This window comes from Bacillus cereus group sp. BfR-BA-01380, from assembly GCF_022663535.1.
Classification (GTDB): Bacteria; Bacillota; Bacilli; order Bacillales; family Bacillaceae_G; genus Bacillus_A; species Bacillus_A cereus_BB.
This window is the reverse complement of sequence record NZ_JAKUFS010000006.1, coordinates 59,986-71,612: the sequence shown is the minus strand read 5'-3', so window position 1 is coordinate 71,612 and position 11,627 is coordinate 59,986. Positions and strand designations below refer to the sequence as shown.

Sequence of the window (11,627 nt, the reverse complement as noted above, 5' to 3'; positions counted from 1 at the left end):
ATGTCCCTGATACGTCCATTTGTGAATCATAATAAATTGGAATGAAATAACTTTATCAACAAATGTTATAGATAAATATGGTAGAATACACATAGAGCAACAGCTCAAAAAGTAAAATGGTGATTCAAGTTGAAAAAGTACTCATTTGGGTGCTTTTTTCTCTGTTTTACATATACAAAAGGGGATTTCATCATGAATATTATCGACTTAGAACTAGTACGAAAGCGAAAAATAAGGGAAAATAAAATGATTACAATACCAATTATTGAAAGTGTCTTTGAAGTAAATGGAGAAATTCAGTTTGAAGTAACTGGTGAAAAAGAAATTCCTATTGCTTGGCTAGAAAGGGAATAGATATTTTTGTCCTTTATATAAACAAGAACCTGTAGTATTCCTACAAGTTCTTGTTTATTTTTTATAAAAACGAAAGTAAACTTTTGAATAATAGTTTACTTTTAATTATAATACAACCTCACAAATGTTAATATATGTTATATATAGCAATTTTTTGCTTTATGAAAAAGGGGGAATATTATGACTAAAACAAACGAATCTTCAGGAGTCGATTTTAAAAAAGATGTGAAGTTTTCTATTATAATCCCTGCACACAATGAAGAAAAGTACATTAGAAAATGTTTGGATTCAATTGCAAAAGCATCCGAGGCATATAAAGATCAAACTGAAGTCATAGTTGTTTTAAATCGTTGCACAGATAAAACAGAGGAAATAGTAAAGTCTTATAACTGTATTACATTAAAAAATAACGATAAAAACTTATCCAAAATCCGAAATGCAGGGGCCAAAATAGCTAGTGGAGAAATAATCATTACTATAGACGCTGATACCCAAATGACAGAGTCTATGTTGTCTAATGTAGATAAATATTTAGCTTCAGGTAAATACATTGGTGGTGGGGTAACTGGGAAGTTTGAAAGAATATCTTTAGGAATATTCGTTTCCGCAATGTTAATAATGATCCCCTTACTTTTTAAGTATGGAGCTATATCTGTAGGGATTTTTTGGTGCTATAGAAAAGACTTTATGGCAATCAACGGATTTAATGAAAACATGCTTATGGCAGAAGATGCAGATTTCGCTAAACGGTTAAAAGAATGGGGAAAGCAAAATAATAAGAAATTCGGTACAATTAAAAATGGAATGATAACTTCAACCAGAAGATTTGATAAATATGGAGACTGGGCTTTACTTAAAAATCCAAAAATAATTTTATCCTATCTAAAAGGAAATGATAAAAAATACGCAGATAAAACATATTATGATAACCAAGAAAGATAACTGTGAAGATTCCTAAACAAATCATCATAAAATAAACTAGTGAAATAAGATAAATAAATTTTAAAACTAAAAGAATTGGCTAAGTTTTTACAGAACACTTGAGTAGGAAATCGCAATCGCATACGCGAGTACTTCTTCTGATCCATCTTCACAAATACCAACAGCGAGGTATAAAGCTTCTTTTAGCACAATTTCTACAATAAAAAGGAGCAATTTAGTATGCTCCTTTTTCATCCATCCTTAAAAAAATATTTGTTATTATTGCAAAACCACCCCTATTGCAAAGCCATCATATCCTTTACTTCCAACCGTTTGTATTGCAGTTGAAGTAAGCTTCGACTCAGATGCAAGTACGTCAAAGAAATTTCGTGTTCCTCGGACATTGGGGTCAGTACTAGAAGCGTTCACTACTTCTCCTTTGCGAACAACATTGTCTCCTATAATCACTGTACCTTTTCGCGATAATTTGAGCGCCCATTTTACATATTCCGAATTGTTTTGTTTATCTGCATCAATAAAAATGAAATCAAATGGACCAACTCCTTCATCATTTAACTTCGGCAATGTTTCGAGAGCAGGTCCAATTCTTACTTCTACTAAATCAGATAGCCCCGCACTTGCTATATTTGATTTTGCAACCTCAGCATGATGGTCATCTAATTCAAGAGTAATTAAATGACCATCTGCTGGTAACGCCCGTGCTAGCCAAATCGTACTATATCCTCCTAATGTTCCAATTTCTAATATTCTTTTAGCTCCTTGTATTAGAGCTAGTAAGTGAAGAAATTTTGCTTGATTCGGAGCAACATCTATTGCAGGTAATCCTGCCTTAGAATTTGCTTCTAATACATTCTTAAGAGTTTCATCTGCAGATAATAACTGATTAGTAATATATGCATCAACTTCAATCCATTTCTGTAAATCTCCCATCATAAGCCATCTCCTTTTTATATGTATTTCCAACTCTACAATTTCAAAAAAATTTTTCGGAATTTAAATTCTCTTATCTAGCTTTCATCTTGAAGGTGTTATCTCTTGTTCTTTTTAGAGTGTATGTCAAATCATCTCCATGTTCAGTATACTTAGTTCAAAAATGAAAAAAAGGCTATAATTTAACCACGAATTTCCCCTTTTAAATATTTTAGTCGGTAGTTATAAATTTTACATAAGTTAGTGACATGGATTATATCAATGGAACCAGTCTGTCCAAATTTACGAAGGTAACTCTCATTTTATAGATTAACAATGGAGCTGTTTCATATTCTTATTTAGAGCATAGAAAATATATCCCAAATCTTTTTGGTGTAGGTAGAAGGTTATTTTATAAAGAATTTTTGGTTTTTGAATCATGTGCTTTTTATGTAAAACAAATATCGATGTAAAAAATTTGCATTTTTTATAGATTAAACATATAATTTTATTAGACCGGTAGTCGGTCTAATTGGAAGGAGTTTATGGATGAGAATCGTAAAAGAATATGAAGAGCGCAGAAATGAAATTTTAGATACTGCAGAAAAACTGTTTGCTTCTAAAGGATATATGAAAGCGACCGTAAATGATATTCTGCAGGAAATCGGTATCGCAAAAGGAACGTTTTATCATTATTTCAAATCAAAAGAGGAAGTAATGGATGCAATTATTATGCGGATTGTAAATGCAGATGTAGCGGCAGCAAAAAAGATTGCCTCAAATCCTAACATCCCTGTGCTTGATAAATTATTTCAAATTTTAATGGCGCAAGCACCAAAAGCTGGGGGAAGCAAAGAAAAAATGATTGAACAATTTCATCAGCCAAGTAATGCTGAAATGCATCAGAGAAGCTTAGTTCAGTCTATTTTACATCTTACACCTGTTTTGACGGAGGTGATTAAGCAAGGAATTAATGAACATGTTTTTGTGACAGATTATCCACAAGAAACAATAGAATTTTTGCTTGCTTCTGCACAAGTAATATTCGATGAAGGATTGTTTCAGTGGCAGCCTCATGAAGCGATGCAAAGAGCAAAGGCGTTTATGAACATGATGGAGATTACTCTTGGAGCTAAAAAAGGCAGCTTTGATTACATTTTAGATATTTTAATGAGACAGCCTGAAAATGACGAATAAGATTAACGGCATAAAAATCGCTTTCTTTTTTGGGGGGAGACGAGAGCATCTGGCCGTACATAGAAGCGGTCAGGGCCTTTTCCTGCCACATGCGAGGTTTAAAACAAAGGAAGAAAGTAAGTAACGGGTACGTTGTGTTCTGCATAGCAGTGATTTATATGTCTGAGAATTAAAAAATATAGTATTTTATACAAAAATACAGACCGGCAGTCGGTCTAATCCCTTGATGAAAGGTGTATATATTATGCAAAATAATAGCATTATAAAACCTTTTCCTAAAGCATTTAACTTAATGGTAATTGGGCAGATTGTATCAATATTAGGTTCTTCTCTTTTACGTTTTGCCTTATCTCTTTACGTGTTGGACATAACAGGACGGGCAGACATATATGCAACTTTGTATGCCGTATCAAATGTACCACTTTTGTTATCACCTCTTGGCGGGGCTATAGCTGACAGACTCAACCGCCGCAACTTAATGGTGATTTTTGATTTTGCAAGCAGTGCCATTGTATTTTGTTTTATTTTGTTTTTAGCAGCTAGTAATACTTCCGTGATACTTATCGGTGTTGTCATGGTTTTGCTAGCGATGATTAGCGCTATGTATTCACCAGCTGTTATGGCAAGTGTTCCTTTGTTAGTTGCGGAAAATAAACTGGAGCAGGCAAATGGTATTGTGAACGGTGTTCAAGCACTATCCAGCGTAGCAGCTCCCGTTTTAGGCGGAGTGTTGTATGGTATTGTAGGGTTAAAAGTGCTTGTTGTGATGAGTTGTATCGCCTTTTTATTAGCCGCAGTATTAGCGATTTTTATTAACATCCCGTTCGTTAAAAGGGAACAGGATGGACATATCATATCGACAATTGTAAAAGACTTAAAAGTTGGATTTATCTATGTGGTTAAGCAGCCTTTTATTTTGAAATGCATAATCCTTGCAGCTTTCCTCAACTTAATTCTCACACCGTTGTTTGTTGTTGGTGCTCCCATCATTTTACGGGTAGTCATGCAAAGTAGTGACACAATGTATGGCATTGGAATGGGACTCATAGAATTTGCTACAATTTTAGGGGCATTGTCCATCGGTTTCTTTTCAAAAAAGATGCAAATGAAAAAACTGTATCAATGGTTTCTCGTAATTGCCTTATTGATTGTACCGATGGCTTTATCAATCACGCCCCTTATGCTTGGGCTAGGATCCTATCCGTCATTTATACTCTTTATCTTATGTGCAATTCTTATTGCAATGGCGATGACTATAATCTCTATTTTTGTCATTACCGCCGTGCAAAAGAAAACACCAAATGAAAATTTAGGGAAAGTTATGGCGATTATTATGGCGGTTGCACAATGCATGGCACCTATGGGTCAGGTCATATATGGTGTCATATTTGAAGTATTTAGTATAAAGGTATATCTTCCTACACTGTTTGTAAGTATGGCGATGATTGTAATGACAGTTGCAGTAAAAAAAACATTGAGAAATGAGGGGGAAAAAACACCTTCTAAAGGAAACAAAGATGTACAAAGTGGTATTTGAATTGCATTTTTTAGTTTACGGATATCATTAGAGGTTATAAAAAATAAACGTGTATAAAATCCATTATCTATTTCGCATAAGGATTTTATACACGTCTAACAAATTTTTATTGAACTGTATCTTTATCAGGCTCTACATGCTTGTTTCGCATTGCATAGTAAATCGGAAGACCTAAAGCTGTTAAGCCGATACCGCATAGTGCAAGCAGTGTTTGTGTGAAAAGAGTATTAATAACGATAAATGATCCACCTACAATGGAAATTAACGGTATAATAGGATAAAGTGGTACTTTGTAAGGACGTACAAGATCTGGTTCTCTTTTACGTAAAATGAATACTGCTACGAAAGTCATTGTATAGAATATCCAGATAACAAACACTAACATATCTGTTAATGTGTTGAATCCACCGATAACCATCATGATAACCGAAACGCATAACATAAAGATTCCAGAATTATAAGGAACGTGGCCATTTTTAGATAATGTTGCAAACCATTTACTAAACGGTAGTTTATTTTCTAATGCCATTGCATAAGGGATACGCATTCCTGTCATAATGTATCCATTGATTGTTCCAAATACGGAAATTAAAATACCGATTGTAACTAATTTTCCTCCCATTGCTCCAAATAAAATTGTCGCTACTTGAGATGCAGGTGTATCAGTTCCTGCAAGTGCTGATGCAGACATAACCATAAGGAAAGCAACATTAATGAGTAAGTATACAACCATAACAGTAGACAATCCAATTACAATTGCTCTAGGTAAGTCTTTTTTAGGATTTTTCATTTCTCCAGCGATATTTCCTACATGAATCCATCCATCATAAGCAAACATTGTTGCAAGTAAACCAGATCCAAGTGCAGAGATAAAGGATTTACCTGGTCCTGCTTCTACTGGAAACAGTTGTAGAGTTACGTCGCCTTTATGCAATAATCCAAAAATAATAAGTAATGCTAAAGGAACTAATTTACAAATAGTCGATGCCATTTGAATTCCACCAGCTGCTTTCGCCCCTAAGGAGTTCATAAAGGTTACGAATGCTGCGGTAATAACAGCAACTCCAATAATCATCAATTTATGTTCATTCGCATTTAATCCAAATAAACTAACTGCTTGTGTTCCGAAAATAATTGCAAGCGCTGCAATATTGGCAGGGAAGTAAATAACAGTTTGTGCCCACCCTAGTAGGAAAGCAGTTAAGTTTCCATAAGTACGCTTTAAATATGCCATCATTCCACCTGTTTCAGGAATAGCTGCTGAAAGTTCAGCTGCGGTTAAACCTGAGCAAACAGTTAAGATTCCTCCAATTACCCATGCAAGTAATCCTAAACTTGCTGATCCAGTTACGCCGTATAGTGCAGTAGGCTTAAAGAATACACCTGCACCAATAACGGTACCAATAACTGTTGTTAATGCTGCAAAGAAGCCAATTTCTTTTTTAAGTTGTGCTTGGGACATAATAATCACTCCTGTTTGAAAAAATACATACAACCTCTGATGAATTCATTTTTGCTTCAGCTTTCATAGTATATCCCTTCATTTTATTAATTAGTGCATTAAAAATTAAATCTCATTTGTGATATAATTCACAATTTTATAGAAATATATACAATCCTTATAATGGTATTTCTATGTTGTTCAATGTGAAAATGTTCACAAATGTAAATAAAAAAATAAAATTGCATTTCATTTGAATTCATAAGAGATGTTATTCGTGACAAAGTCTATCATAGTTAAAAAGCGGTTTCAATCCTTCTTGTTAAGAAAAAATTTATTTTAAAATAAAAAAAAACATTTTGTGAACTATTTCACAGATTGTTGACTCATCATTTTTCTAAGTGTATCTTGTAGGTGTGAACAACGATCCAGACAAACAAGGAAATGTAAGAATGTTTGACATATTCCGCGAATTTATTTGGGTCGTATAAAAATAATGTAATAGTGTATATTACATTTTAAAAGTAAAAGGATGTGGCAGCATGAAAATTGGCGTAGTGAAAGAAATTAAAAAAGGTGAAGCACGTGTTGGGATGACACCAGAAAATGCTCGAAAATTAGTTGAGACTGGACATGAAGTCTTAATAGAAAAAGATGCTGGTCTAGGATCAGGTTATACAAATGAAGAGTATACAAATGCAGGTGCTACTTTAGTTACGCAAGAGCAAGCCTGGGATGTTGATATGCTAGTAAAGGTAAAAGAACCTTTAGTAGAAGAATATAAATATTTTAAGAAGGATTTAATTGTTTGGGGATTTTTACATTTAGCAGCTTCAAAAGAGTGTGTTGAAGCGATGAGAAAAGCGGGAACAACAGCTATTGCTGGAGAAACAATTAGTGAAAATGGAGTTTTAACATTATTAAAACCGATGAGTGCAATTGCTGGGCGTCGTGCAGTGTTTATGGGAGCTTATTATTTAGAAAAACAACATGAAGGAGAAGGTATTTTATTATCAGGAATAGAAGGTATTCCAGCTGGTAATGTTGTAATTTTAGGCGGAGGTAACGCTGCAATTAATGCTTGTGATATGGCTGTTGGAATCGGTTGCCACGTAACGATTTTAGAGTTAAATCAAAAACAAATTGCTTATTTAAAAGAAAAATACGCAAATGATCAAGTTGAAGTTATCGAATCTACTACTGAAAACTTAGAAAAAGCTATTAAAACTGCAGATTTATTTGTTTCAACAATTTTAATTCCGGGTGCTAGACCACCAAAAATTGTGAAAGAGTACATGATTCAGTCCATGAAGCCGGGCAGTGTTGTTGTTGATATTTCAATCGATCAAGGTGGAACGATTGAAACAATTGATCACTATACAACACATAATGATCCTGTATTTATTAAGCACGGTGTCATTCATTATGCTGTACCAAATATGCCAGGGGCAACTCCACGTACTTCTACTATGGCATTAGCGAATGGAAATATCGATTATTTATTAGCAATTGCTAACGATGGTTTAGAAGCGACGATTCAAAACAAACCTTCATTAGTACATGGTATCAATATTTATAAAGGAACCATCACTTATGAAAATCTAGGAACAACGTTAGGGTTAGATTATAAACAATTGAAAGAAGTGTTATAATATGATTACTAAAACTTTGCCACTAAATATTGATGATATTAAAAATGCCAAACAAATTCTTGATAGAAACGCTCGTAAAACACCGCTTGTTAAATCCTTTTATTTAACAAGTAAAACAGGCGGGGAAATATATTTAAAATTAGAAAATATGCAATTAACAGGATCATTTAAATTTCGCGGGGCATTCAATAAAATTTCTACTTTAACAGATGAAGAAAAAGCTCGTGGAGTTATTGCTTGTTCGGCTGGTAACCATGCCCAAGGTGTTGCATTATCTTCACATTTACTTGGTATTAAAAGTAAAATTGTAATGCCAACTTCTGCTCCAAAAGCGAAAGTTGAAGCAACGAGAGGATACGGCTCAGAAGTCATTTTATATGGCGATACGTTTGATGATGCAAAAGCAAAATGTGAAGAAATTATAAAAGAAACTGGAGAAACATATTTACATCCATATGATGATGTACAAGTTATGGCAGGTCAGGGAACAATTGGCCTCGACATTCTTGATGATATGTGGGATGTTGATACTGTAATTGTACCTATTGGCGGCGGCGGAATTATTTCTGGAATCGCGGTAGCACTTAAAACTTTTAATCCTTCAATTAATATAATCGGTGTTCAAGCTGATAATGTTCATGGAATGAAAGCTTCGTATGACAAAGGTGAAATTGTAGAGCATTATGAAGCACCAACTATTGCTGATGGTTGCGCAGTAAAAATTCCAGGAAACTTAACTTTTGAAATCGTAGAAGAATTAGTAGATGATATTGTAACTGTATCAGAAGATGAGTTAGAAGTAGCAATGAAAGATTTATTACAACGCGGAAAAGCTGTTGTAGAAGGCGCAGGAGCATTAGCGACAGCTGCTCTTCTTGCAGGTAAAGTTGATTCCTATATTAAAGGGAAAAAAGTAGTAGCGATTATTTCTGGCGGAAATGTTGATTTAACTCGTATCTCTAGCGTATGTGAGCATTTCTTTGCGAATGAAGTAAAGTAATAATTTGGAAATTGTTAAATAAAAATGAAACCGAGAGATAGGTTTATTATATAACACAAGAAGAGCTAAGAGAAATTCTCTTAGCTTTTCTTAATAAAAGGGGGTAAGTATTATAGTTAATTTATTTAAAAAGAAATCTGTTACCCAGTTGTTAAGGGAAAGTAAAAGTAAAACTTTAACGAAAACATTGGGAGCGTTTGATCTAACAATGTTAGGTATTGGTGCGATAATTGGTACAGGAGTTCTTGTGCTCACTGGATTAGTTGCGGCAAGAGATGCTGGGCCTGCAGTGATTTTTTCATTTATGATTGCAGCAATTGTTTGTGGATTTGCCGCTTTATGCTATGCTGAAGTTGCTTCTACACTTCCAGTATCAGGTAGTGTATACACATATTCATATGCAACAATTGGAGAGTTTGTAGCACATTTAATGGGATGGACATTATTATCCGTATACGTCGTAACAACAGCAGCAGTAGCTGGTGGATGGACAGGGTATTTTCACAACTTAATAAGTGGATTTGGAGTAGAGATACCGAAAGCATTGTTAACAATCCCATCACAGGGCGGTATTGTGAATTTGCCAGCAGTAATGATTACACTTGTACTAACATGGTTATTATCCCGTGGGACGAAAGAAAGTAAACGTGTGAATAATGCAATGGTGTTAATTAAAATTTGTATTGTTGTATTATTTATTGCTGTTGGTGTGTTTTATGTAAAACCAGCAAACTGGATTCCATTTGCACCGTATGGTTTAAGCGGTATTTTTGCAGGGGGATCCGCTGTATTCTTTGCTTTTTTAGGATTTGATGCGTTAGCAACTTCAGCAGAAGAAGTAAAAAATCCGCAGCGCGATCTACCAATCGGTATAATTGCATCATTAGTAATTTGTACAATTATTTATGTCGCGGTGTGCCTTGTAATGACTGGAATGGTATCTTATAAAGAATTAAATGTACCAGAAGCAATGGCTTATGTATTAGAAGTTGTAGGACAAGATAAAGTGGCAGGTGTAATTGCATTCGGAGCTGTAATTGGAATTATGGCGGTAATCTTCGCTTATATTTATGCAACAACACGCGTATTCTTTGCGATGAGTCGTGATGGTTTATTACCAGAAGCTTTCGCGAAAATCAATAAAAAAACAGAAGCGCCGTCGTTTTCAACTTGGTTAACTGGAATAGGTAGTGCTTTAATTGCTGGGTTTATTGATTTAAAAGAATTATCGAATCTAGCGAATATTGGAGCGCTCTTAACGTTTGCGATGGTTGGGGTATCTGTTATCATTCTTCGTAAAAGGCACCCAGACTTGCAGCGTGGATTTATGGTACCACTTGTACCGCTTGTACCGATTATTTCAATTGTATGTTGTTTATTCTTAATGGTTAACCTGCCTTTAACAACGTGGTTGTATTTTGGAATTTGGTTAGTGATTGGAGCGGTTGTTTACTTCGTTTATTCAAAAAAACATAGCCATTTGAGCAAAGAGAATATTTCAGAAAATAAATGTAAAGGAATAGGTTGAAAAGAAGAATTTTTTGTATCATTGCATGTTATTTCATCTAGAATTGATAGTTTGTATATATTATTATTTTGAAAGAATGCAGTTTGTAAACTATTTCATAGTAAAGTTTACTATACGAGAATATGTCATAATAATTTTAATATTGTCCTATCTTTCTTTGATTATTAAACTTGTAATAAGGTATAATACAATGTAGTGAATAAATGTGACATCTTCAATTTGTCTTTTTTGTTAACAATATGAAATATAATGAAAAACTGTTGAAGAAACAGCATATTTTATATTACTATTTTTATGTAGAGTCAAAGTTGAAAGAGAGTGGAACAAGAATGGGACGTAAGTGGAATAATATTAAAGACAAAAAAGCATCAAAAGATGCAAATACGAGTCGTGTCTATGCAAAGTTTGGACGAGAAATTTATGTAGCAGCAAAACAAGGGGAACCAGATCCAGAATCTAACCAGACTTTAAGAGTTGTACTTGAACGTGCAAAAACGTACAGCGTACCAAAAACAATCATTGACCGTGCGATTGAAAAAGCAAAAGGCGGTTCAGAAGAAAGCTATGACGAACTTCGTTATGAAGGCTTCGGACCAAATGGATCAATGGTAATCGTAGATACATTAACAAATAACGTGAACCGTACTGCAGCAGATGTACGTGCAGCATTTAGCAAAAATGCTGGTAACATGGGTGTAAACGGATCAGTAGCGTATATGTTTGATGCAACTGCTGTTATTGGTCTTGAAGGTAAAACAGCAGATGAAGCTCTTGAAATCTTAATGGAAGCAGATGTAGACGTGCGTGACATCTTGGAAGAAGAGGAAGTAGTTATCGTTTATGCGGAACCGGATCAATTCCATGCAGTGCAAGAGGCATTTAAAAATGTTGGTATAACTGAATTTACAGTTGCAGAACTAACAATGCTTGCACAAAGCGAAGTAACACTTCCAGAAGATGCACAAGTGAAATTTGAAAAAATGATTGATGCATTAGAAGATTTAGAAGATGTTCAGCAAGTGTACCATAACGTGGATTTAGGCGAATAATAGTAGAAAAGCAGACCT

General features: G+C 34.4%; 11 protein-coding genes. 8 read left to right on the top strand and 3 right to left on the bottom strand.

The window, feature by feature from the left end; all coding sequences use genetic code 11:
• Nucleotides 1–192 precede the first annotated feature (192 nt).
• Complete coding sequence (locus tag MR076_RS07675) at nt 193–354, top strand: hypothetical protein (RefSeq protein WP_242219347.1); 162 nt, start codon at nt 193–195, stop codon at nt 352–354.
• Between the two features lie 180 nt (nt 355–534).
• Nucleotides 535–1,296 (top strand): glycosyltransferase, encoded by a 762-nt coding sequence (locus MR076_RS07670; RefSeq protein ID WP_242219345.1) that lies wholly within the window; start codon nt 535–537, stop codon nt 1,294–1,296.
• A gap of 87 nt (nt 1,297–1,383) precedes the next feature.
• Here the strand turns inward: MR076_RS07670 and MR076_RS26360 are convergent, their stop codons facing one another.
• Entirely contained in the window at nt 1,384–1,509 is a 126-nt protein-coding gene (locus MR076_RS26360; protein ID WP_277928424.1) for a hypothetical protein, read from the bottom strand.
• Nucleotides 1,510–1,554: 45 nt separating this feature from the next.
• Complete coding sequence (locus tag MR076_RS07665) at nt 1,555–2,229, bottom strand: O-methyltransferase (RefSeq protein ID WP_242219343.1); 675 nt, start codon at nt 2,227–2,229, stop codon at nt 1,555–1,557.
• Between the two features lie 525 nt (nt 2,230–2,754).
• Between MR076_RS07665 and MR076_RS07660 the strand changes: the two genes are divergently transcribed.
• Together MR076_RS07660 and MR076_RS07655 are read left to right on the top strand one after the other, a co-directional pair.
• Entirely contained in the window at nt 2,755–3,402 is a 648-nt protein-coding gene (locus tag MR076_RS07660; RefSeq protein WP_242219341.1) for a TetR/AcrR family transcriptional regulator, read from the top strand.
• A gap of 244 nt (nt 3,403–3,646) precedes the next feature.
• A complete protein-coding gene (locus tag MR076_RS07655; protein ID WP_242219340.1) occupies nt 3,647–4,939 on the top strand; it encodes an MFS transporter in 1,293 nt (430 codons plus the stop codon).
• Nucleotides 4,940–5,045: 106 nt separating this feature from the next.
• On the opposite strand, the gene MR076_RS07650 is transcribed toward MR076_RS07655, so the two are convergent.
• Nucleotides 5,046–6,401 (bottom strand): APC family permease, encoded by a 1,356-nt coding sequence (locus MR076_RS07650; RefSeq protein WP_242219338.1) that lies wholly within the window; start codon nt 6,399–6,401, stop codon nt 5,046–5,048.
• 521 nt (nt 6,402–6,922) lie between these two features.
• Between MR076_RS07650 and ald the strand changes: the two genes are divergently transcribed.
• The 4 genes from ald (at nt 6,923) to MR076_RS07630 (ending at nt 11,609) form a co-directional block, all read left to right on the top strand.
• A complete protein-coding gene (gene ald, locus MR076_RS07645; protein WP_242219336.1) occupies nt 6,923–8,032 on the top strand; it encodes an alanine dehydrogenase in 1,110 nt (369 codons plus the stop codon).
• Nucleotide 8,033: 1 nt separating this feature from the next.
• Entirely contained in the window at nt 8,034–9,032 is a 999-nt protein-coding gene (gene tdcB, locus MR076_RS07640) for a bifunctional threonine ammonia-lyase/L-serine ammonia-lyase TdcB (protein WP_242219333.1), read from the top strand.
• 112 nt (nt 9,033–9,144) lie between these two features.
• Nucleotides 9,145–10,560 carry an amino acid permease gene (locus tag MR076_RS07635; protein ID WP_242219591.1) on the top strand — a complete coding sequence of 472 codons (1,416 nt, stop codon included), beginning with the start codon at nt 9,145–9,147 and terminating at the stop codon, nt 10,558–10,560.
• 329 nt (nt 10,561–10,889) lie between these two features.
• Nucleotides 10,890–11,609, top strand: coding sequence for a YebC/PmpR family DNA-binding transcriptional regulator (locus MR076_RS07630; protein ID WP_242219331.1), 720 nt, complete (start codon nt 10,890–10,892; stop codon nt 11,607–11,609).
• Nucleotides 11,610–11,627 lie beyond the last annotated feature (18 nt).